We start from the raw sequence: 22,645 nt of genomic DNA on the forward strand, positions 1-22,645 counted from the left end.
CATGCCTGCCTCTTCTCTACGCCGCGGCTTTACCCTGGTCGAACTGCTGGTGGTGCTGGCGATCATCTCGCTGCTGCTGACGATCGCCATCCCCCGCTATTTCGGTTCCGTGGAAAAATCGAAGGAAGTCGCACTGAAGGAAAACCTGCAGGTGCTCAGGAGCGGCCTCGATAAATACTATGCCGACAAGGGAGAATATCCGGCCGCGCTGGACGACCTGGTGACCCACCATTACTTCCGCAGCGTGCCACTCGATCCCGTCACGGAGTCCGCCGCCACCTGGCAGCTGATCCCTTCGCCCAATGGCGAGATCGGCGGCGTGGCCGACGTGCGCAGCGGCGCCAAGGGCAAGACGCGCGAGGGCATCCCCTTTGAGCAGCTCTGATTTTCGGCGCCGCGCACGGGGCTTCGCGTATATCTGGACCCTGATGCTGGTGGCCTTCATGGGCGTGGGCCTGGTGCTGGCCAGCGAATTGCATGCCACGGCCGCGCGGCGCGACAAGGAGCGCGAGCTGCTGTTCATCGGCCATGAATTCCGCAATGCGCTGGGCCGCTACTACGACAGCACGCCGGGCGACGGGCGGCCCCGCTATCCATTGACCCTGCAGGAACTGCTGCGCGACCCGCGCTTTGCCAACGCCCGGCGGCACTTGCGCCGCGTGTATGCGGATCCCGTCACGGGCAAGGCGGAATGGGGGCTGCTGCGGCAGGAGGGACGCATCGTCGGCATCCATTCGCTGTCGCCGCAGCTGCCCATCAAGCAGGACAATTTTCTCGATGAAGACGCCAGCCTGCGCCGCAAGCAGCGCTACGCGGACTGGCACTTCACGTATCCGCACGACCTGGTGCTGGCACCGCCCGATGCGGCCGGCGGCGCGCCCGGGCTCAAGCCGAAAGGCGCGAACTGATATCATGCCCGCATTCCATATTCAGCATCGAACAAAGGAGCAGGCATGAGCATAGGTGGCACTTCCATCGAACAGGCATTGGCATCGCTGTCGGACATGACGGGCGGCATGGTCGCCATCGGCAAGGACGAACATGCGCAACGCATCGCCAGGGCGCAAGCGTTCATGCGCCAGCAGGGCATCGCCGCGATCTACCTGAACGCGGGCGCCAACCTCACTTATTTCACGGGCACCAAATGGTATGCCAGCGAACGCATGGTGGGCGCCATCCTGCCGGCCAGCGGCGACATCGAATACATCGCCCCCGCGTTCGAGGAAAGCACCTTGCAAGGCTTCATGCTCATCGAAGGCCGTGTCAATTGCTGGGAAGAGCATGAAAGCCCGTACCAGCTGTTCGCCGACGTGCTGGCGCGCATGGGCGTGGCTCAGGATGCGGCTGCGCCGCCGCGCGTGGGCATCTGCGAAAGCGCCGCCTTCTTCATCTACGACGGCATCAAGCCGCTGGCGCCCGGCTATGCGCTGGAAAACGCGCGCGCCGTCACGGCCTACTGCCGCAGCCGCAAGTCATCGGCGGAAATCGCCCTGATGCAGCGCGTGATGGACATGACCCTGGCCGTACACGTGGCCACGGCCAGCATGCTGGTCGAAGGCATCACGACGGTGGAAGTGGAAGAATTCATCCAGCGCGCGCACCGCAAGGTAGGCGCGCCCCGCTCGTATTTCTGCATCGTGCTGTTCGGCGAGGCGACGGCTTATCCGCATGGCGTCAACTACGTGCAAACCCTGAAGGCAGGCGACACGGTACTGATCGACACGGGTTGCCAGGTGATGAACTACATCTCCGACATCACGCGCACCTATGTGTTTGGCGCCATCAGCGAACGCCAGCGCAGCGTGTGGAACAGCGAAAAGGCCGCGCAGGCCGCCGCCTTCGCCGCCGCCCGGCTGGGCGTGCCCTGCGGCGACGTGGACCGCGCCGCGCGCGTGTCGCTGGAAGCGGACGGCTACGGCCCCGGCTACAAGCTGCCAGGCCTGCCGCACCGTACGGGCCACGGCATCGGCCTCGATATCCACGAGTGGCCTTACCTGGTGGGCAATGACACGACGCCGCTCGACGTGGGCATGTGCTTCTCGAACGAACCGATGATCTGCATCCCCGGCGAATTCGGCATCCGCCACGAAGACCATTTTTACATGACGGAAAACGGTCCGCGCTGGTTCACGCAGCCGGCGCACAGCATCGACGATCCGTTCGGGCTGCGGGCCTAAGCCCTGTGTTGGATTACGCTGCGCTAATCCAACCTACGTCTTCGCCAACGCCCGGTGCGTCGGATTAGCGGCTTGCGTGTAATCCGCCACAGCGCTGCCCTGCGCCAGCTTGAACACGGCCAGCGCCGTGCCCAGCTGCACGGCCTGCTCCTGCAGCGACTCTGCCGCCGCCGACGCTTCTTCCACCAGCGCGGAGTTTTGCTGCGTCATCTGGTCCATGCTGCCGATGGCCACGCCGATGTCGCCGATGCCGGCGCTTTGCGCCTGGCTGGCGGCGCTGATCTCGGCCATGATGTCGGCCACCTTTTTCACGGAATCGACGATCTGGCCCATGGTCAGCCCCGCCTCGTCGACCAGCTTCGAACCGACGTTCACCTTGGCCACCGAATCGCCGATCAGTTGCTTGATCTCGCGCGCCGCTGCCGCGCTGCGCTGCGCCAAGCTGCGCACTTCGGACGCCACCACGGCAAAGCCGCGTCCCTGTTCGCCGGCGCGCGCCGCTTCCACGGCCGCATTCAAGGCCAGGATGTTCGTCTGAAAGGCGATGCCGTCGATGACGCCGATGATGTCGACGATGCGCTTCGATGAATCGTTGATCTCGCCCATGGTGGTGACCACTTGGCTGACCACTTGCCCGCCCTTCACGGCCACGGACGACGCCGACACCACCAGTTCGTGCGCCTGGCCCGCGTTGGCGGCGTTATCGCGCACGGTGGAAGTCAGGCTGTCCATGCTGCGCGCCGTCTGATCCAGGCTGCCCGCCTGCGATTCCGTGCGCGCGGCCAGATCCGCATTGCCCTGGGCGATTTCCGCGCTGGCCACCTGGATGGTTTCGGCCGACGCCTTGATACCGGACACCATGCCGGCCAGCCGGCCACGCATCTCCTTCAGCGCCGCCAGCAGGCTGTCCTGGTCGCCCGCCTCGGTCACAATGTGCATCGAGAGGTCGCCATCGGCCACGGCGCGCGCGATCTGGCGCGCGTATTCGGGTTCGCCGCCCAGCTGCTGCCAGATGGCGCGCACCACGAAATGCGAGACGGCCACCAGGCAGACGATGACGGCCAGCGCCACGGCGATGCTGGTATTGAGCGCATTGCGCACATTCGCCGCGCTGCGCTCGATGCCCTGCTTGAACTGCAATTGCGCCTGTTCGTTGGTCTTGGCCAGATCCGTGTTGAGCACCGCCAGCGCGCCCTGCATGCGCGCCACGGTCGCTTGCGGGTCGCCCTCTTCCATTTCCAGCATGATGCGCGCCGCGCTCAATGCCGGCGCATAGTAGGCATCGAATTCCCTGGCCAGGCGCTGGCCCTGCTCGCGCTGGCCGGGAATCGCCGCAAAGGCGGCCAGTTTTTCGCGCAGCTTGACGGCCTGGCCGCCGACTTGCCCGATGCGCTCCTTGTCGCCTTCGCTGACGGCGTCGCGCAGGGCGTCACCCACGGCGGCCACGTCCAGGGTCAGCGACTTGGCCATGTCGAGCACGGGATAGTCGGCGCTTTCCGTGGCGTGGATGGAATTGAGCGTGGCCGTGGACAGGTAGGCGCTGACGGCCAGGCCCAGTCCGAAAATCACGGCCGAGACGACAGGCAGCGCCCATATCTTGCGTTTGATGCTCATTGCTGTCTCCTGATGATATGTGTACCGGGCCGCCGCATGGCGGGCGGCCCGGGCCGGCTTTATGGCGCCGTCAACACCACTTTGACGCTGGCGTCGACGGCGCTCTTTTCGATATAGCCGATGGCTTTCGGATCGGCGGCCACGGCCTTCTTCACGTCGGCGCTATTGGCCACTTCCTTCGGCAAGGTGGCCTTGCCCGTGAAGACCAGCTTGGACCACAGGGCCTTCGCCTGCGACGGTTCCTTGTCCGTCACCTTCTTGTAGAACTCGGCGCGCACGGGCGCGCTTTCCGGCTGGTCGATCGGCGTCATGGCCGTCGATTTGCCGAGGAAGAATTGCGCCACCTGTTCATTCGTCATGGCGCCGGCGGCGCTCTTCGGATTGACCACCACGACCACTTCGGCCATGGCGGGAACAGCGGTCGACAGCGCCAGCAAGGCAGCCGCAAAAATGTAAGGTTTCATGCGGCGCTCCTTAGAAAACAAAATCGATGGCGGCGGCAGCCACCGTGACGGGGCCATGGAAGCCTGGCTTGGCTTGCACGAACAGGCCAGGGCCATTCTTCGGCTTGATGCGGTCGATCTGCACTTTCAGCGCGGCCGAACGGTGGAAATCCCAGCGCACGCCGATGCTGTCCGTCGATTGCTCGAGCTGGTTGCGCGTATAAGCGAGCGTGTCGACGCCCGCCGACAGGGCGCGCAGGGTCGGCGTGCAGGCGGCCGGATAGCCGGCCGGGCAAGATGCGGGCACGGTATTGTTCACGCGGCCATCGGCCTTCAGGCTGGCGTGGCTGTAGTAGGGCAAAAAGGCGCCGATGCGGTAGCCGCCCATCACGTACCACGAGGTGCTGTCGCTGACATAGCTGTCCGTCTTGCGCTTCGCATATTCGGACTGCAGCAGTACGTTGTTCCAGTCCAGGCCCAGGCCCACGGACGTGAAGGACGCCTTCTTGTCCTTGACTTCCAGCGCATCGGCCAGGGCGCCCAGCTGGGCGATCCTGTAGCCGCTGCCGGCCGCGCGCAAGCTGCCCATCAGGGTATTCAGGCTGGGCGAATCGTTGATCGTCAGCTTGGTCTCGGCACGGCCGAAGCGCACGGTGACGGGGCCATGTTCGGCCACCACGTTGAGGGCGACGATGGACTTGCCTTCCACCTGCACGGTCGAAGCGGGACCTGTGGCCAGGGTGGCCTTGGTGCGGCCCAGCGCCAGCTGCGTCGTGACGCTCGTGTCGCCCGCGCTGAACTGGTAGGTGCCGTCGATGCCGTCGATGCTGTTCAGCGGTACCTGCGAATACATTTCGCCGGGCGGGCGCAGCATGGTGTTGGCATAGCCGACGTTGCGGTAATCGGAAATCATGAAGACGGGCAGGCCCATGCGGCCAACGCGCACGCTGAAGCTGTCCGATACCTTGGCCTTGGCGAAGGCCCACGCTAGTTCGGCGCCGAAATCGTCCTCGCCGTCCTTGCGCGCCAGGCCCTGCACGGTGGCCGACAGCCACTGGTTGACGGTGACATTGGCCTGCAGTCCCAGGTTGGAATCGACGCCCGTGCGGGCAGTGCGGCCGGCGCCGGCAGCCTGGTTCGGGCGCGCGAACTGCGCGTTATCGGTATCGGCCATGGTCAGGGCGGCAGTGCCGTAACCGCTGATCTTGACCGCGGGGCCGGTGGGTTCTTCGGCATAGGCATGGCTGATGGCCAAGGGCATGGCCAGCAGGAAAAGCAGGACGTGTTTATTCATAGTAATTAAATACCCGTAGCGGTGAACGTGGAGTTGGGCTCGAGGTCGATGGCTCACCGGCCGTAAAAGGCCGGGTCCGTTTTTTTCGCGCCGCCATCGCTTCGGGCGTGATGGCGGCGTGACCAGTGAGTAAAACCATGCTACAGAGAAAAGGTTTTACGTTGGAAAGTTTTCTTGAGGCAATGAGCGAATTCGCCTCTTTTGACGAAAAAAGCACGCGTTCTAGAGGGGTTTATCTAAATAGCACGCCGTGCAAAACCACACTTACGCTATATTTTTCATACACTTATGGATAATTCAAGACGAAAGGAACTGGAATAAAAAAAGCGCCGCCCGCGCGAAGATCGCGGGCGGCGCCGTTCACGCCAGTGCTGCGGCAGACGCTTATTCGCGCTTCGACACCAGGGTCAGGATGTCGTAGCTGGCCACCAGTTCCTCGTTCTGGTTCGTCACCTGCACGTCCCACGCGACCACGCCCTGGCCCACGCCAAAGACGTCCTTGCGGTTGCGGTCGACCTTGCGCTTGCACGTCAGGCGGGCGCGGATGGTGTCGCCAATCGCCACCGGCGCGACGAAGCGCAGGTTGTCCAGGCCATAGTTGGCCAGCACGGGACCGACGCCAGGCGAGACGAACAGGCCGGCGGCGGCCGACAGCACAAAGTAGCCGTGGGCGATGCGCTTGCCGAACTGCGATTCCTTGGCCGCGATTTCGTCGAAGTGCATGTAGAAGAAGTCGCCCGAGATGCCGCCGAAGGCGACGATGTCCGCTTCGCTGACGGTGCGGCGGTGCGTGAGCAGCGAGTCGCCCGTCTTCAAATCCTCGAAGTGTTTGCGGAACGGGTGGATCGGGCTTTCGTTGACGTCCGCGCCGCGCACGTACTCGCCGGTGATGGCCGCCAGCATGGTCGGCGAGCCTTGCACGGCCGCCCGTTGCAGGTAGTGGCGCACGGCGCGCACGCCGCCCAGCTCTTCGCCGCCGCCCGCGCGGCCAGGGCCGCCGTGCTTCAGTTGCGGCAAGGGCGAGCCATGGCCCGTCGAATCGACGGACGCGACGCGCTCGAGCACGTGCACGCGGCCATGCGTGGCCGCCACTTGCGGCACCACGCGCGCGGCGATCTTCGGATCGCGCGTCACCAGGGTGCTCACCAGGCTGCCCTTGCCGCGCGCGGCCAGGGCCAGCGCTTCGTCGATATCGTGGTAGCCCATCATGGTGCTGACGGGGCCGAACGCTTCCACGTCATGCACGGCGTCGTTGCCAAAGGCGTCGCGGCACATCAGCAAGGTCGGCGAGAAGAAGCTGCCGTCAAGGGCGCCATCACCGAGGGGACTGAAACCGTCGGCCGCGCCGAACACCACCTCGTTACCCTGCGACAGGGTGGCGACACGTTCAGCCACGTCGTTCTGCTGCTCTTTCGACGCCAGCGCGCCCATGCGCACACCTTCGATGGATGGATCGCCCACCACCACCTTGGCCAGGCGCTCGCGCAGGCGCGTGCCGACGGCGTCCATCAGGTGCTCGGGCACGATGATGCGGCGAATCGCCGTGCACTTCTGGCCCGACTTGCCCGTCATCTCGCGCACGACTTCCTTGACGAACAGGTCGAATTCCACGTCGTCGGGCGTGACGTCCGGCGCCAGGATGGCGCAGTTGAGCGAATCGGCTTCGCCGTTGAAAGGCACGGACTGGGCGATCAGGTTCGGATTGGTGCGCAGCTTGGCGGCCGTCGCGGCCGAACCCGTAAAGGTGACGAAATCCTGGCCATTCAGGCGGTCCAGCAAGTCGCCCGTGGAGCCGATCACCAGCTGCAAACTGCCGGCCGGCAGCAAGCCCGATTCATGCATCATGCGCACGACGGCTTGCGTCAAATAGCTGGTCGCCGTGGCCGGCTTGGCGATGCAGGGCATGGCCGCCAGGAAGCTGGGCGCAAACTTTTCCAGCAAGCCCCAGATGGGGAAATTGAAGGCGTTGATGTGCACGGCCAGGCCGCCGCGCGGCACCAGGATGTGCGTGCCGGCGAAACCGCCTTTTTTACCAAGCGCGATGGCCGGGCCTTCGTGCAACACGTTAGATGACGGCAGTTCGTGGCTGCCCATGCTGGCGTAGGCGAACAGGGTGCCCGTGCCGCCTTCGATGTCGACCCAGCTGTCGGCGCGCGTAGCGCCCGACAAATGCGAGATCGCATACAGCTCTTCCTTGCGCTCGACCAGGTACAGGGCCAGCGCCTTCAGGCGCGCGGCGCGCTGCTGGAAGTCCAGCGCCATCAGGCCCGGCACGCCCGTCTTGCGCGCATACGTGACGGCTTCGTCGAAGTCGATCTTTTCCGCATGCGTGTGATAGATGACGCGGTTGTTCAAGGCGCTGTGCAGGGGCACGGCGGCGCTTTCGCCCAGCCAGCGGCCGGCGATCAGGCTTTGCAGGGTGGATATTTGAGCCATTTTGTTTCTCCATAAATGGTCGGTGGCGTCGGGTCTAATCCGACCATTTACGCCCATATTGCTTATTGCGCGGCGGCGTTCTTGTGCAAATGCAGCGGCAATGCCGATTCGAAATTCAGGCGCTGGCGGTTCGCCTCGACTTGCGTCAGGGCTTCCACTTCGCGCATCGTCTGCATGGAACGCACGGCCAGTTCGTGGTACTGGCCCGTGCCCGAGCTTTTCCATTGGATTTCATCGTCGGTCAACGCGCGGATGATCCTGGCGGGCGTGCCCACCACCATGCTGCGCGGCGCGACGATCATGCCCGCCTTGACGAAACTCATGGCCGCGACGATGGATTCCTCGCCGATGACGGCGTTGTCCATCACCACGGCGTTCATGCCGACAAGCGCATTGCGGCCGATGCGGCAGCCGTGCAGCACGGCGCCATGGCCCACATGGCCATCGACTTCAACCACCGTGTCGCAACCGGGAAAACCGTGCATGACGCAGGTGTCCTGCAGGTTCGCGCCTTCTTCCAGGATCAGGCGGCCAAAGTCGCCGCGGATCGAGGCCAGCGGACCGATATAGCAGCGCGGGCCGACGATCACGTCGCCGATCAGCACGGCCGACGGGTGCACATAGGCGCTGGGGTGGACGACGGGGGTGACGCCGTTGATTTCGTAGACTTTGACCATATTGCTCTCCAAAACATTATTGCCAGCCGTAGCGGCTGATGTCGGATTACGCGCAAGCGCTAATCCGACCTACGTCATCACATACCCAAGTAGGCGCTCTGCACCTGCTCGTTATGCAGCAATTCAGGACCGGGCCCGGACAAGGTGATGGCGCCCGTCTCGATCACATAACCCACGTCGGCAATCGACAGGGCCGCATGCGCGTTCTGCTCGACGAGGAAGATGGTGATGCCCTGATCGCGCAGTTCGGCCACGATGCGGAAGATTTCCGCGATCAGGAGCGGCGCCAGGCCCATGCTCGGTTCGTCGAGCAGCAGCAGTTGCGGACGGCCCATCAGCGCGCGCGCCATGGCCAGCATCTGCTGCTGTCCGCCCGACAGCGTCCCGGCCAGCAGCAAGCGCTTTTCCTTCAAGATGGGGAACAGGCCGTACATGCGCTCCATGTCACCGCCCACGTCTTGCGGCGGACGGGTAAACGCGCCTAGGCGCAGATTGTCTTCCACCGTCATGGGGCCGAATACTTGGCGCCCTTCCGGCACCTGGCAGATGCCGCTGCGCACGCGCTTGTCGGCGCTCATGCGGCTGACATCCTGGCCGGCGAAGGCGATGCTGCCGGCGCTGATCGGCTGCACGCCGGAGATGGCCCGCAGCAGGGTCGTCTTGCCGGCGCCATTCGCGCCCACCAGCGCCACCAGCTGGCCCTGGCGCACTTGCAGGTCGATGCCGTGCAAGGCCTGGATGCGGCCATAGTGGCTAGTCAATCCCTGGATGTCGAGCACCAGCGGTGTCTGAGGTTTTTCCATCTTCATCATGCCGCCACTCCCAGATAGGCCGCCACCACGTCGGGGTTCGCGCGCACTTCGGCGGCGGTCCCTTCGGCCAGCTTCTTGCCATAGTCGAGTACCAGGATATGGTCCGACAGATTCATCACCAGTTTCATGTCATGCTCGACCAGCACCACCGTCACGCCCGATTGCGCCACCTTGCGGATCAAGGCTTCGATCTCGCCCGTTTCCGTGTGGTTCAAGCCGGCCGCCGGTTCATCGAGCAGCAGCACTTTCGGCTTGGCCGCCAGTGCGCGGGCGATTTCCAGGCGTTTCAAGGCGCCATACGACATCTGCCCCGCCTCGTCATCGACATGCCGGCCCACGCCGACAAATTCCATCAGGCCCGCCGCCTCGTCGCGGCAGGCCGCATCGGCGCGGCGCACGGATGGCAGGCGCAGCATGGAAGCGAACAGGTTCTGGTTCAGCCGCAGATGCGCGCCCACCATCACGTTATCGATGGCCGTCATGTTCATGCACACCTGCAGGTTCTGGAAGGTGCGGCTCATGCCGCGCCGCGCCAGCGCATCGGGCGACATGGCGGCCACGTTCTCGCCATTGAGCAAAATTTCGCCCTTGGTCGGCGTGTACACGCCCGTGATCAGGTTGAACAAGGTCGTCTTGCCGGCGCCGTTCGGACCGATCACGGAGTGGATATTGCCTTCCTTGACGGTAAAACTGACGTCCTGCACCGCGTGCACGCCGCCGAAGCTCTTGCTCAGCTTGTTAATCGTCAGCATCTCAGACCTCCTGTGCGGATTTAACGGGTGCTTTCGGCGTGGCTGCCCGCTTGCGCGAACGGCTGGCCAGGCTCGGCACCAGGCCTTTCGGCATGAAGATCATGGTGGCCATCAGGATCACGCCAAACACCACCGTTTCCCAGCCTTCGAAACTGGACAGCAGCTGTGGCAGGATCGTCAGCAGGGCCGCACCGATGATGGAGCCGAAGATCGACGCCATGCCGCCCACCACCACCATCGTCACCAGCTCGATCGAGTGGAAGAAGCCGGCCAGGTTGGGCGTGATGAAACCGATGTAATGGGCGCTGATGCTGCCCGCGATGCTGGCAATGACGGCCGACAGCACGAACACGCGCACCTTGAAGCGGGTCGTATCGACGCCAACGACGCGGGCCGCCACTTCCGAACCGTGAATCGCTTGCAGCGCGCGGCCGACGGGCGAGTCGATCAGGTTCAGGGCCAGCCACGTGACCAGCAACAGCAGCACGGCGCACACCAGGTACCACGATTTTTCACCGGCGATCTCCAGGCCGGCGACACTGAAGGCGGACACGCCGATGCCGTCAGGACCACCCGTCCACTGCGTCTCGTTGTTGATGACGATGGAAATGATGATGCCCAGGCCCAGGGTCGCCATGGCCAGCGTATGGCCTTTGAGCTTCAATACGGGGCGGGCCAGCAGCAGCGCCAGCAGGCCCGTGGCGACGGCCCCGGCGGCCAGGGCGGCCAGCGGCGGCCAGCCGTAGTGCGTGGTCAGCACGGCCGACGCATACGCGCCCAGGCCATAGAAACCCGCGTGACCGAGACTGATCTGGCCCGTATAGCCCATCAGCAGATTGAGGCCGATGACGACGATGGCGTTCAGGGCGATGCGGATCGCCACGTCATAGTAGAACGCGTTGGTAAGGAACAGCGGCAGGATGGCCAGGATCAGCGCCAGCACCAGCAGGCCACCGTGGCGCGAGCGGGTAAATAAATTCTTCATACACGCTCCGAATTTTTAGCGCCAAACAAGCCTTGCGGCAGGAAGAACAGGATCAGCAGGATCAGCACGAAAGGCACCGCATCTTTGTAGGCCGAGGAGATGTAGCCGGCCGTCATGGCTTCGGCGATGCCGAGGATCAGCCCACCGGCAATCGCGCCCGCGCCGCCACCGAGGCCACCGAGAACAGCGGCGACAAAGCCTTTCAGGCCCAGCATGATGCCCGCGTCGTAGGACGTGTAAGTGATCGGTGCGACGAGGATGCCGCCGGCAGCACCCAGCAGTGCCGACAGGCCGAACGAGAACAGCAACACCTTGCGCGTGTTGATGCCCACCAGTTGCGCGGCCAGCTTGTTGTGCGAGGTGGCCAGCATGGCCTTGCCCATCAGGGTACGGCCGAAGAACCAGCCCAGCACCAGCACGATGACGACCGTCACGCCCAGCACCCACAGGCTTTGCGGCAGCAGGCTGGCGCCCAAAAATTCGATCGGCGCGTCGCCGGAAAATGCTGGCAGCGAATGCGTGTCCTTGCCCAGCCAGATTTGCACGAGGCCGCGCAGCACGAGCGAGGCGCCGATGGTGATGATCAACAGCGTGATGACCTGCGCGTTTTGCGCCGGCTCGATCACGGTTTTTTCCATCAGCAGGCCAATGATGCCGGTGGCGATGACGGCCACAATGATGGCTACTGGCAGCGGCACGCCGGCGGCCGACATCACGGCGGCCAGCATCCCGCCCAGCATGATGAATTCGCCCTGGGCGAAGTTGATCACGCCGCTGGTGTTGTAGATGATGGTAAAGCCCAGCGCCGCCAGCGCATAGGCGGAACCGACCGTCATCCCGGAATACAGAAATTGTAGAAATTGTGCGACTTCCATGGTGTCTCCAATATGTTCGGCGATGCGCGGGCCGCCTTCGGGGGCGGCCTCGCGCAGGTACTTCTGGCTTACCTTGTTTCGAACATCACTTCGACAATTGCCATTCGCCGTTCTTCACTTCCACCATGCGGAACGCCGACAGGTCCAGGCCCATGTGGTCTTTCGCCGACATGTTGAAGACACCGGTGGTACCGACAAAACCCTTGGTCGATTCCAGCGCCGCGCGCACTTTTTCGCGGTCCGTGCCGCCGGCACGCTTGATGGCGTCGACCGACAGGTTCAGGGCGTCGAGCGCATAGCCGCCAAAGGTCGATGGATCGATCTTGTAGCGGTCTTTATACGTCTTGTCGTAGCCGACGACGACGGCCTTCTGTGCGTCGCTGTCCGGCAGCATGGCGCCGATCAAGAGCGCCGGTGTTGGCAGGCGCACGCCTTCGGCGGACTTGCCCGACAGTTTCAGGTATTCGTCGGACGCCACGCCATGCGACTGGTACAGCGGCAGCGCGGCCATGCCCAGCTGGCCATAGTTCTTGGTCACGACGGCCGGCCCCTGGCCCAGGCCAAACACGAACACGGCTTGTACGCCCTTGGTGTTCTTGATGCGGGTCAGCTGTGCCGTGATGTCCGTATCTTTCGGGCCGTAGGTTTCATCGGCCACCAGGGTGATGCCGTATTTCGAGGCGACGATTTGCGATTCCTTGCGGCCCGAGGCGCCAAAGCCGCTCGTTTCCGACAGCAGGCCCACCTTGCTGATGCCGCGTTTCTTCATGTCCTCGAACACCTTCTCGGCCGCCATGCGGTCCGTATGCGGTGTCTTGAAGACCCATTTCTTGACCGGGTCGATGATCACCACGGCGCCCGCCAGCGAGATGAACGGCATGCTGGCGCGCTCCACCAGCGGCGCCATTGCCATCGTCGCACCGGTGGTCGTGCCGCCGATCAGCACATCGACCTTGTCGGACTCGATCAGGCGTTTCGTGAAACCGTTGGCCTTGGCCGCATCGCTGCCGTCGTCGTAATGCACGAGTTCCAGCTTGCGTCCCAGGACGCCGCCGGCCGCATTGATCTTCTCGATGTACAGCTGCAGGGTTTTCAGTTCAGGGTCGCCCAGGAAGGCGGCAGGGCCCGTGACGGACAGCACGGAACCGATCTTGATGTTCTCGGCCGCATACGCACCCGCGGCGGACATGGCCAGCACGCCGGCGATCAGGGTTTTCTTGAAGATATTGGCAATCATTATGGTCTCCACCAGGTTGGCACTACGGTCAATTTTGGTTGGCGCTTTTTTACAAGCCTGCGCCTTTTGTTTTTACTTAGCTTTACGCGTTTATACGCGTTCAATTACTACAGCAATACCCTGCCCCACGCCGATGCACATGGTGCACAGCGCATAGCGCCCGCCCGTGCGCTCCAACTGGTTCAGGGCCGCCATCACCAGGCGCGCGCCCGATGCGCCCAGCGGGTGGCCGATGGCGATCGCGCCGCCATTCGGGTTCACGTGGGCCGCATCGTCCGCCAGGCCCAGGTCGCGCGTGACGGCCAGGGCCTGCGCCGCAAACGCTTCATTGAGTTCGATGACGTCCATCTGCTCGATGGTCAATCCCGTCTGCGCCAGCACCTTGCGCGACGCGGGCGATGGGCCAAAGCCCATGATGCGCGGCGCCAGGCCGGCCGTGGCCATGCCCAGCACTTTTGCGCGCGGCGTCAATTTGTATTTATCGACGGCGGCGGCGGATGCCAGCAAGATGGCGCAGGCGCCGTCGTTCAAGCCCGAGGCATTGCCGGCCGTGACGGTGCCATCAGCCTTGACCACGCCCTTGAGCTTTGCCAGCATCTCCAGCGAGGTGTCCGGGCGCGGATGTTCGTCGCTGGTGACCATCTTCGGATCGCCCTTTTTTTGCGGCACGGCGACGGGCACGATTTCGCGCTCGAACACGCCGGCCGCGTGGGCGGCAGCCCAGCGCTGCTGGCTGCGCAAGGCTAGACCATCCTGGTCGGCGCGGCTGATGCCGAACTCCACGGCCACGTTTTCCGCCGTTTCCGGCATGGTGTCGATGCCGTACTGCGCCTTCATCTTGCCGTTCACAAAACGCCAGCCCAGTGTCGTGTCCTCGATTTTCGCCGCGCGCGAAAACGCGCTGTCGGCCTTGCCCATCACGAAAGGCGCGCGCGTCATGCTTTCCACGCCGCCGGCGATGATCAGTTCCGCTTCGCCCGCTTTGATGGAGCGGGCAGCCATGCCCACGGCATCCAGGCTGGAACCGCACAGGCGGTTGATGGTATTGGCCGGCACGCCGACAGGCAAGCCGGCCAGCAGCGCGGCCATGCGGCCCACGTTGCGGTTGTCTTCGCCCGCCTGGTTGGCGCAGCCGTAAAACACGTCGTCGATGGCGGACCAGTCGACGGACGGGTTGCGGGCAATCAGCGCGGCGATCGGCAGCGCGCCCAGGTCGTCCGCGCGCACGCTGGCCAGGGCGCCGCCGTAGCGGCCGAAAGGAGTGCGTACGGCGTCACAGATAAAGGCTTCGTTCATGTTTGCTTCCTTGTTCGGGCTATCAGGAGAAAATCTTCGGGCGCTGGTCGACCACGCGGCGGGCCTTGCCCGTCAAGGTGCGTTCGATGCCGGCGGCGGCCACCAGGCGCACGCGCGTGCTCACGCCCACATGCGTCTTGATACGGTGTTCCAGTTCGCGCGCCAGCGCGTCCGTTTCGCTGGCCGAGATGGTGGCGGTCAGGTCGATGCGCAGCTCGGCGATCACTTCCAGTTTGTCGAGGTGGCCGTCGCGCGTCACCACCAGCTGGTATTGCGGCGCCAGACGCGGCATCTTGAGGATCAGCTCTTCGATCTGCGTAGGGAAGACGTTTACGCCGCGGATGATCAGCATGTCGTCGGAACGGCCCGTGATCTTGCCGATGCGGCGCATCGAGCGCGACGTCGGCGGCAGCAAGCGGGTCAGGTCGCGCGTGCGGTAGCGGATGATGGGCAGCGCCTCTTTCGACAAGGAGGTAAACACCAGTTCGCCCTCCGCGCCGTCCGGCAGCACTTCGCCCGTTTCCGGGTCGATGATCTCCGGGTAGAAATGGTCTTCCCATATGACGGGACCGTCCTTGCTCTCGATGCACTCGGATGCCACGCCAGGGCCCATCACTTCGGACAGGCCATAGATATCGACGGCGTCGATGCCGGCGCGCGCTTCGATCTCCGAACGCATGGCGTCCGTCCACGGCTCGGCGCCGAAGATGCCCACCTTCAGCGACGATTCGGCCGGATCCAGGCCCTGGCGCGTGAATTCCTCGATGATGTTGAGCATATACGATGGCGTGACCATGATGATCGATGGCTTGAAATCCTGGATCAATTGCACCTGCTTTTCCGTCTGTCCGCCGGACATCGGGATGACCGTGCAGCCCAGGCGTTCGGCGCCGTAGTGCGCGCCCAGGCCGCCCGTGAACAGGCCGTAGCCGTAGGAGATATGCACCATGTCGCCCGCGCGCCCGCCGCCTGCACGGATCGAACGCGCCACCACGTTGGCCCAGGTATCGATGTCGTTCTGCGTGTAGCCGACCACCGTGGCCTTGCCCGTGGTGCCGCTCGACGCGTGGATGCGTACCACTTGCTCGCGCGGCACGGCGAACAGGCCGAACGGGTAATTGTCGCGCAAGACTTTTTTATCGGTGAACGGGAATTTTGCCAGGTCCGCCAGGGATTTGAGGTCGTCCGGATGCACGCCCGCTTCGTCAAAAGCGGCGCGGTAATGGGGCACGTTGTCATACGCGTGCTTGAGCGTCCATTTCATGCGTTCGAGCTGCAGCGCCTGCAGTTCATCCTTGCTGGCACGCTCGATCGGCTCGAGGTCATTCGGGGAAGGCGTACGTTGGACCATCATTGTCTCCTGAATCGTTACTATCACTGTGTAATTGCTACCGGCAGTTCAAACCTGCTCTTGTCACTTCAATTGCTGATCACTTCACCGGCCACGCGGATCGACTTGCCGCGGAAGAGCGCAATGGCGCGCCCTTCCTGGTTGCTGACCTTGACGTCATAGACGCCGCTCTTGCCCGCCAGCGCCTGCTCGACGGCATGCGCCGTCAGCACGTCGCCTTCACGGCCCGGCGCCAGGTAGTCGATGGAGCAGCCGGCGCCCACGGTGTTCATGTTGTAGCTGTTGCAGGCAAAGGCGAAGGCGCTGTCGGCCAGGGCGAAGATAAAGCCGCCGTGGCAGGTCTGGTGGCCGTTGAGCATGTCGGCGCGCACCGTCATCGTCATGCGCGCATGGCCGGGGCCCACGTCGGCCAGGGCAATACCCATGGCGGCGGTGGCGTTATCGCGCGACAGCATCGAGGCGGCAGCCGCTTCGGCCAGCGCTTGCGCGCTCATGCTGTGGTCCTTATTTGACATATCATTCGGCATGAAACGGTGCTCCATTGGCGAGTTTGCGGCGCAGCAGCGGCGAGACCCGGTAGCGGTCTTCGCCATAGCCCAGCGCCAGATGCTGCAATACGGTGACGATGTGCTGGACGCCGACGGCATCGGCCCAGGCCAGCGGTCCGCGCGGATAGTTGACGCCCTTCTGCATGGCGATATCGACGGCGGCCACCGTGCACACGCCCTGGTTGACGGCGTCGGCCGCTTCATTGGCCAGCATGGCGACCGTGCGCATGACGGCCAGGCCAGGCACGTCGTCCAGGCGCGAGACGATGAAACCGGCGGCCTGGAACAGGCCGACGACGGCCGCGTAGGCGGCATCGCTGCACTGGTCGGCACGGGCCACGGCGATGCGTTTGGCACCGGCGTAATCGAGCGCCAGGTCGAACAGCACCGTATCCGGATGCTGGTTGTCGTGCGCGCGCTGGGTGGCGCTGCGGCCATCGGTGAGGTAAATCGCGGCGCCATGGCAATGCAGGGCCGGCGCTTCGTCATGCGCCTGGCCTTCCTGCATCACGCGGCGGCTGACGGTGATACCGGCCTGCTCCAGCCGCTGCACCAGGCTGTGGATGATGCCGCTGTGGCCACGGCCATCGCCGCCGATGGCGGCCGACAGGGCGACGAATTCCGGTGTCGGCTGCGCGCCTTCCGCCTGCGCCACAGGCGCGCTGGCGCCTTCGCCATACGGGTAGAAGCCGCGGCCCGATTTGCGGCCGAGGAAACCGGCATTGACCATTTCCTGCTGCAGCACCGATGGCGTGAAGCGCGGGTCATTGAAGTAGGCGCTGAACACGGATTGCGTGACGGAGAAATTCACGTCGTGGCCAATCAGGTCCATCAATTCGAAGGGCCCCATGCGGAAACCGCCCGCTTCGCGCAGCACCGCATCGATGGTGGCGGCATCGCCCGCCTGCTCGTTCAACAGGCGCCAGCCTTCCGCGTAAAACGGGCGGGCGACACGGTTGACGATGAAGCCGGGCGTCGATTTCGCATGCACGGGGTTCTTGCCCCAGGCGATGGATGTATCGTAGACGGTGGCGGCGACCTGCTCGCTGGTGGCCAGGCCACTGATCACTTCCACCAGCGCCATCAGGGGCACGGGATTAAAGAAATGCATGCCGACCAGGCGTTCCGGGCGGTGCAGTTTGGCGGCAATCGCCGTGACGGAAATCGACGAGGTATTCGTCGCCAGGATGCAGTCGTCGCTGACCAAGGCTTCCAGTTCGGCGAACAGGCCGCGCTTGACGTCGAGATTTTCCACGATGGCTTCCACCACCAGGGCGCAATCGCTCACATCGGCCAGGCTGCCGGCCGCCTGCAGGCGCGCCGTGGCGGCCGTGGCTTCGTCCGCCGTCATGCGCCCCTTTTCGGCCAGCTTCGCATACATCTTGCCGATGTCGGCAAGCGCCTTGCTGACGGCTTCCGCCCGCGTGTCGTACAACTTGACGCGGTAGCCGGCGGCGGCGGCCACCTGCGCGATGCCTGCGCCCATGGCGCCGCTGCCGATGACGGCGACGATATTGTTGTTGTCCAAAGCTGCCATATCAACGTCCCTTGAATTGCGGTGCGCGCTTTTCCATGAAGGCGGCCACGCCTTCGCGGTAATCGTCGCTGTTACCGAGATCGCTCATCATGCGCGCTTCCAGCGCCAGCTGCTGCGGCAGGGTATTGGCGCCGCTGGCGGCCAGCGCCTGCTTGGTGCAGGCCAGACCCTTGGTCGGCGCCGTGGAAAAGTGCACGGCCAGCTTGCGCGTTTCCTGCGCCAGTTCTGCATCCTCGACGCATTTCCAGATCAGGCCCCAGTCTTCCGCTTTTTCCGCCGTCAGTTTTTCACCGAGCATGGCCAGGCCCATGGCGCGCGCGGAACCGATCAGGCGTGGCAGGAAGAAGGTGCCGCCCGTGTCCGGGATCAGGCCCAGCTTGCAAAACACTTCGACGAAACTGGCCGATTTGCCGGCGATGACGATGTCGCAGGCCAGCGCCAGGTTGGCGCCCGCACCGGCCGCCACGCCGTTGACGGCGCAAATCACGGGCATGGGCATAGCCTTCAAGGCCAGCACCAGCGGCGCATAGTTCTTTTCCACCGATTCACCCAGGTCCACGCCCTTCGAACCCGGTTCCACGGCGCGGTCGGACAAATCCTGGCCCGCGCAAAAACCGCGGCCCGCGCCCGTCAGCACGAAGACGCGCACGGTGCTGTCCGCATTGACTTTCGCAATCGCGTCGCGCACTTCCTCGTGCATGGCTTGCGTAAAGCTATTGAGCTTGTCGGGACGGTTCAGGGTCAGGGTGGCGATACCCTGCTCGATGGTGAAGAGGATGTTTTGGTAGGTCATGGCGTGTCTCGCTATTTTATTTATTGGCCCGCAGCGGAAATCTGGGGTCAGACCCGGCGGGTCTGACCCCGGCATTTATTCTGCCTGGTCGAAATCGACAATCACCTTGTCGGTGACAGGAAAACTCTGGCAGCTTAGGACGAAACCGCGCGCCACTTCGTAGTCTTCCAGCGCGTAGTTGACGTCCATTTCGACCTTGCCGTCGAGGATCTTGCAGCGGCAGGTCGAGCATACGCCGCCCTTGCACGAATAGCGCATGTCCAGCCCGGCGCGCAGGCCCGCGTCGAGGAGGGATTCCTTGTCCTTGTCCATCGTGAAGGTAGTGTGGTTGCCATCCATGATGACAGTCACTTCCGTTTCCTGCACGGCGTCGGCGGCCAGCTGGGCGCGCGGCTTGTGGGCGTTTTTCGGGATGCTGGCGGCGAACAGTTCAATCTTGATGTTCTGCTTCGGCATGCCGGCCGCCTGCAGGGCGGCGGACACGCCGAGCATCATGTCTTCCGGGCCGCAGATGAAGGCGTTGTCGTAGTCTTCCACCTTGATCCAGTGCTGCAGGAACTGTTCGCATTTTTCCTGCGTGATGCGGCCGTTGAACAATTCGATATCCTGCTGCTCGCGGCTCATCACGTAGACGAGGTTCAGACGCTCCAGGTACACATCCTTCAAGTCCGTCAATTCTTCCTTGAAGATGACGGACGACGAGGCGCGGTTACCATAGAACAGGGTAAAGCGGCTCAGGGGCTCCGTCAGCAGGGTCGTCTTGATGATGGAGAGGATGGGCGTGATGCCGCTGCCGGCCGCAAAGGCCAGGTAGTGCTTGCGGTTGACGCAGTCGAGCGGCACGTTGAAGTGCCCCATGGGCGGCATCACGTCGATGGTGGTGCCAGCTTTCAGGGTGTCGTTCGCCCAGGTCGAGAAGGCGCCGCCGGGCGTGCGCTTGATGGCCACGCGCAGGGTGCCGTCCTGCACCGCCGAACAGATCGAGTACGAGCGGCGCACGTCTTCCGCATTGATATTGGCGCGCAGGGTCAGGTGCTGGCCCTGCTGGAAGCGGAACTGCTGCTGCAGTTCGGCAGGCACGTCGAACGTGACGGCGATGGTGTCGCGCGTTTCGTTGCGCACGTTGGCTACGCACAGCGGATAAAATTTACTCATGCTTCATCTCCAGTTTCTTCGGAACGTGTGCCTGATTTTTTTAGTGGCACTTGAAGTAGTCAAACGGTTCGCGGCAATCCATGCATTTATACAGGGCCTTGCACGGCGTGGAGCCGAACTGGCTGGTCAGCTGCGTGTGCGTCGAGCCGCAGTTCGGGCAGATCACGTCCAGTTTTGGCATGGGCTGACGCTTGACGCCACCCCGCAGGCCGCTGATGTCGATCACCTGCTGCTGCGGCGGGGCGATGCCATAGCCTTTCAGCTTGGCCTTGCCCGCTTCGCTCATCCAGTCCGTCGTCCAGGCGGGCGCCAGCTGGTTCACCAAGGTCACCTTGGCCACGCCATGGCTGCGCAAGGCATCCGTGACGGCATCGGCGATCACCTGCATGGCCGGGCAGCCCGAATACGTGGGCGTGATCGTCACGATGCATTCGTCGCCAGCCACCACATCGACGGCGCGCACGATGCCCAGGTCCACCACCGAAATGACGGGGATTTCCGGGTCCGGCACGTCGCCGAGCCAGGCCCAGACCTGGGCGGCGTCCAGCGCTGCGGCGTCAGCGACCGTGTTCATTACCACTCCGCCCCGGGATAGGCGCGCTGCAGGAACTGCATCTCGGCCAGGATAAAGCCCAGGTGCTCCGTGTGCGTGCCCTGCTTGCCGCCCTTTTGCATCCAGGCGTCGGGCGCCGGCATGGTCAAGGTGGCTTCGGCGAAGATCTCGGCCACGTGTTCGAGGAAAGCCCTGCGCAGCACGTCCGATGGCGGCGCGATGCCGGCGGCAACCATGACCTGGTCGACGGCGTCGTACGTGAACATCTCGCCCGTGTACATCCACAGCTTGTCGGCGGCGGCCTGCGTTTTCGCGTGGCTGTCGGCCGTGCCGTCGCCGAGGCGCACGATCAGGTCGCCGCTGCGGCGCAAGTGATACGTGACTTCCTTGATCGACTTTTGCGCCACTTCGACGATGCGCGCGTCCGCCGATTTCGTCAGTTCCAGCAGCTGGAAGTAGTGCCAGCTGTCGAAGAAGAACTGGCGCATCATGGTGTCGGCGTAATTGCCGTTCGGCTGTTCGAGCAGCAGGCAGTTCTTGAAATCGTGGGCGTCGCGCAAAAAGGCGATGTCGTCCTCGTCGCGGCCCGCGTTTTCCAGCTCGGCCGCATAGCTGAACCACAAGCGCGTCTGGCCCAGCAAGTCCAGCGCCACATTGGTCAGCGCCATGTCTTCTTCCAGCGCCGGACCCTTGCCGCACAGCTGCGACAGCTGCTGGCTGAGGATCAGGGCGTTGTCGCCCAGGCGCAAGAGGTAATTGACCTTGTCATCCATTGCAGGCGCTCCCATCACAGATTCTTGACTTCTTCCGGCATCGGGAAGAAGGTGGGATGGCGGTACACCTTGCTGTTCGACGGTTCGAACAGGGCGCCCTTGTCGCCGGGGCTGCTGGCGACGATATCGGCCGCGCGCACCACCCAGATGCTCACGCCTTCATTGCGGCGCGTGTAGACGTCGCGCGCATGGTTGACCGCCATGGTGGCGTCGGAAGCGTGCAGGCTGCCCACATGCTTGTGCGCCAGGCCGTGCTGGCTGCGGATGAAAACTTCCCACAATGGCCATTCTTTGCTCATGTTGCTATCCCCTATCTGTCTTGTGTATTTACGCTGCCGCTTTATTAGCAGCCTGCTTGTCTGCATACGCGACCAAGGCATCGCGGAACCATGCGCCGTCTTCGTACGCTTTCACGCGCGTTTGCAGGCGTTCGCGGTTGCACGGGCCATTGCCCTTCAGGACGTTGTTGAACTCCGACCAGTCGATCTCGCCGAATTCATAATGGCCCGTTTCCGCATTGAACTTCAGGTCGGGATCGGGCACGGTCAAGCCCAGGTATTCGATTTGCGGCACGGTCTGGTCGACCATGCGCTGGCGCAGTTCGTCGTTCGAGAACAGCTTGATGCGCCATTGCGCCGACTGGGCGCTGTTGACGGAGGCGGCGTCGGACGGGCCGAACATCATCAGGGATGGCCACCACCAGCGGTTCAGCGCATCCTGCGCCATGGCTTTCTGCTCGGGCGTGCCCTTGCACAGCGACATCATGATGTCGTAGCCCTGGCGCGCATGGAACGATTCTTCCTTGCAGACGCGGATCATGGCGCGCGCATACGGACCGTAGGAACAGCGGCACAGGGGAATCTGGTTGATGATGGCCGAGCCGTCGACGAGCCAGCCGATGGCGCCCATGTCGGCCCACGACAGGGTCGGATAGTTGAAGATGCTCGAATACTTGGCTTTGCCCGAGTGCAAGGCGGCCAGCAAGTCGTCGCGCGATGCGCCCAGGGTTTCCGCGGCGCTGTACAGGTATAGGCCGTGGCCCGCTTCGTCCTGGATCTTCGCCAGCAGGATCGATTTGCGTTTCAGGGTCGGCGCGCGCGTGACCCAGTTACCTTCGGGCAATTGGCCGACGATTTCCGAGTGTGCGTGCTGCGAAATCTGGCGGATCAGGGTCTTGCGGTAGGCGTCCGGCATCCAGTCCTTGGCCTCGATCTTGATGCCTTCGTCGATGCGCGCCTGGAAAGCGCGCTCTTCTTGACCCATGTCGTCGAGGGAACGGACGTTCTTGAGGCCGGTTTCAACCATTTGTGCGTACATGATGTGTCTCCCATGTCTTT

Annotated in this window: 23 protein-coding genes; 3 read left to right on the plus strand and 20 right to left on the minus strand. The window is 63.7% G+C overall.

The window, feature by feature from the left end:
• The first annotated feature begins 1 nt into the window (after window position 1).
• Genes AC4BCN_RS26315 through AC4BCN_RS26325 form a run of 3 tightly spaced genes read left to right on the plus strand, consistent with a single transcriptional unit; the run spans window position 2 to window position 2,177 of the window.
• Entirely contained in the window at window positions 2-385 is a 384-nt protein-coding gene (locus AC4BCN_RS26315) for a type IV pilin protein (RefSeq protein ID WP_152988424.1), read from the plus strand.
• The gene (locus AC4BCN_RS26320) at window positions 372-908 is read left to right on the plus strand and encodes a type II secretion system GspH family protein (protein ID WP_223278877.1); all 537 of its coding nucleotides are present in this window, start codon (window positions 372-374) and stop codon (window positions 906-908) included. Before AC4BCN_RS26315 ends, AC4BCN_RS26320 begins: the two co-directional genes overlap by 14 nt.
• Window positions 909-953: 45 nt before the next feature.
• A complete protein-coding gene (locus tag AC4BCN_RS26325) occupies window positions 954-2,177 on the plus strand; it encodes a M24 family metallopeptidase (RefSeq protein ID WP_490492110.1) in 1,224 nt (407 codons plus the stop codon).
• 33 nt (window positions 2,178-2,210) lie between these two features.
• Here AC4BCN_RS26325 and AC4BCN_RS26330 read toward each other — a convergent pair whose 3' ends face one another.
• From AC4BCN_RS26330 to paaA, 20 genes are all read right to left on the minus strand, one after another.
• On the minus strand, window positions 2,211-3,791 hold the full coding sequence (locus AC4BCN_RS26330) for a methyl-accepting chemotaxis protein (protein ID WP_490492111.1): 1,581 nt from the start codon (window positions 3,789-3,791) through the stop codon (window positions 2,211-2,213).
• A 59-nt stretch (window positions 3,792-3,850) separates the two neighbouring features.
• Window positions 3,851-4,255: a type 2 periplasmic-binding domain-containing protein gene (locus AC4BCN_RS26335; protein WP_139090699.1), complete on the minus strand. Its 405-nt coding sequence runs from the start codon at window positions 4,253-4,255 to the stop codon at window positions 3,851-3,853.
• A gap of 10 nt (window positions 4,256-4,265) precedes the next feature.
• Window positions 4,266-5,528 (minus strand): hypothetical protein, encoded by a 1,263-nt coding sequence (locus tag AC4BCN_RS26340; protein WP_139090698.1) that lies wholly within the window; start codon window positions 5,526-5,528, stop codon window positions 4,266-4,268.
• A 384-nt stretch (window positions 5,529-5,912) separates the two neighbouring features.
• Window positions 5,913-7,964, minus strand: coding sequence for a phenylacetic acid degradation bifunctional protein PaaZ (gene paaZ, locus AC4BCN_RS26345; RefSeq protein WP_490492112.1), 2,052 nt, complete (start codon window positions 7,962-7,964; stop codon window positions 5,913-5,915).
• A gap of 62 nt (window positions 7,965-8,026) precedes the next feature.
• Window positions 8,027-8,641, minus strand: a complete 615-nt coding sequence (gene paaY / locus AC4BCN_RS26350; RefSeq protein WP_139090696.1) for a phenylacetic acid degradation protein PaaY — start codon at window positions 8,639-8,641, stop codon at window positions 8,027-8,029.
• Window positions 8,642-8,718: 77 nt separating this feature from the next.
• A complete protein-coding gene (locus tag AC4BCN_RS26355; protein ID WP_490493636.1) occupies window positions 8,719-9,450 on the minus strand; it encodes an ABC transporter ATP-binding protein in 732 nt (243 codons plus the stop codon).
• On the minus strand, window positions 9,450-10,205 hold the full coding sequence (locus AC4BCN_RS26360) for an ABC transporter ATP-binding protein (RefSeq protein ID WP_072454989.1): 756 nt from the start codon (window positions 10,203-10,205) through the stop codon (window positions 9,450-9,452). The genes AC4BCN_RS26355 and AC4BCN_RS26360 overlap by 1 nt, the downstream gene beginning before the upstream one ends.
• A 1-nt stretch (window position 10,206) precedes the next feature.
• Window positions 10,207-11,190 (minus strand): branched-chain amino acid ABC transporter permease, encoded by a 984-nt coding sequence (locus AC4BCN_RS26365; protein ID WP_128141850.1) that lies wholly within the window; start codon window positions 11,188-11,190, stop codon window positions 10,207-10,209.
• Complete coding sequence (locus AC4BCN_RS26370; RefSeq protein WP_034746373.1) at window positions 11,187-12,065, minus strand: branched-chain amino acid ABC transporter permease; 879 nt, start codon at window positions 12,063-12,065, stop codon at window positions 11,187-11,189. The genes AC4BCN_RS26365 and AC4BCN_RS26370 overlap by 4 nt, the downstream gene beginning before the upstream one ends.
• A gap of 85 nt (window positions 12,066-12,150) precedes the next feature.
• Complete coding sequence (locus AC4BCN_RS26375; protein WP_070301131.1) at window positions 12,151-13,302, minus strand: ABC transporter substrate-binding protein; 1,152 nt, start codon at window positions 13,300-13,302, stop codon at window positions 12,151-12,153.
• A gap of 90 nt (window positions 13,303-13,392) precedes the next feature.
• On the minus strand, window positions 13,393-14,598 hold the full coding sequence (pcaF, locus tag AC4BCN_RS26380) for a 3-oxoadipyl-CoA thiolase (RefSeq protein ID WP_490492113.1): 1,206 nt from the start codon (window positions 14,596-14,598) through the stop codon (window positions 13,393-13,395).
• A gap of 22 nt (window positions 14,599-14,620) precedes the next feature.
• Window positions 14,621-15,949, minus strand: coding sequence for a phenylacetate--CoA ligase PaaK (paaK, locus tag AC4BCN_RS26385; protein ID WP_128143227.1), 1,329 nt, complete (start codon window positions 15,947-15,949; stop codon window positions 14,621-14,623).
• A 68-nt stretch (window positions 15,950-16,017) separates the two neighbouring features.
• Complete coding sequence (gene paaI / locus AC4BCN_RS26390; protein ID WP_490492114.1) at window positions 16,018-16,443, minus strand: hydroxyphenylacetyl-CoA thioesterase PaaI; 426 nt, start codon at window positions 16,441-16,443, stop codon at window positions 16,018-16,020.
• A 22-nt stretch (window positions 16,444-16,465) separates the two neighbouring features.
• Window positions 16,466-18,034 (minus strand): 3-hydroxyacyl-CoA dehydrogenase PaaH, encoded by a 1,569-nt coding sequence (gene paaH / locus AC4BCN_RS26395; RefSeq protein ID WP_490492115.1) that lies wholly within the window; start codon window positions 18,032-18,034, stop codon window positions 16,466-16,468.
• Window position 18,035: 1 nt separating this feature from the next.
• Window positions 18,036-18,827, minus strand: coding sequence for a 2-(1,2-epoxy-1,2-dihydrophenyl)acetyl-CoA isomerase PaaG (paaG, locus tag AC4BCN_RS26400; RefSeq protein WP_490492116.1), 792 nt, complete (start codon window positions 18,825-18,827; stop codon window positions 18,036-18,038).
• Between the two features lie 75 nt (window positions 18,828-18,902).
• Complete coding sequence (gene paaE / locus AC4BCN_RS26405) at window positions 18,903-19,982, minus strand: 1,2-phenylacetyl-CoA epoxidase subunit PaaE (protein ID WP_490492117.1); 1,080 nt, start codon at window positions 19,980-19,982, stop codon at window positions 18,903-18,905.
• 40 nt (window positions 19,983-20,022) lie between these two features.
• Window positions 20,023-20,556 (minus strand): 1,2-phenylacetyl-CoA epoxidase subunit PaaD, encoded by a 534-nt coding sequence (gene paaD, locus AC4BCN_RS26410; RefSeq protein WP_490492118.1) that lies wholly within the window; start codon window positions 20,554-20,556, stop codon window positions 20,023-20,025.
• Window positions 20,556-21,308 (minus strand): 1,2-phenylacetyl-CoA epoxidase subunit PaaC, encoded by a 753-nt coding sequence (gene paaC / locus AC4BCN_RS26415; RefSeq protein WP_490493637.1) that lies wholly within the window; start codon window positions 21,306-21,308, stop codon window positions 20,556-20,558. The genes paaD and paaC overlap by 1 nt, the downstream gene beginning before the upstream one ends.
• Before the next feature lie 14 nt (window positions 21,309-21,322).
• On the minus strand, window positions 21,323-21,607 hold the full coding sequence (gene paaB, locus AC4BCN_RS26420; RefSeq protein WP_034746356.1) for a 1,2-phenylacetyl-CoA epoxidase subunit PaaB: 285 nt from the start codon (window positions 21,605-21,607) through the stop codon (window positions 21,323-21,325).
• 28 nt (window positions 21,608-21,635) lie between these two features.
• Window positions 21,636-22,625, minus strand: coding sequence for a 1,2-phenylacetyl-CoA epoxidase subunit PaaA (gene paaA, locus AC4BCN_RS26425; protein WP_490492119.1), 990 nt, complete (start codon window positions 22,623-22,625; stop codon window positions 21,636-21,638).
• Window positions 22,626-22,645: the final 20 nt, after the last annotated feature.

The sequence above is a fragment of the Janthinobacterium sp. Bl 1 genome, assembly GCF_058215535.1.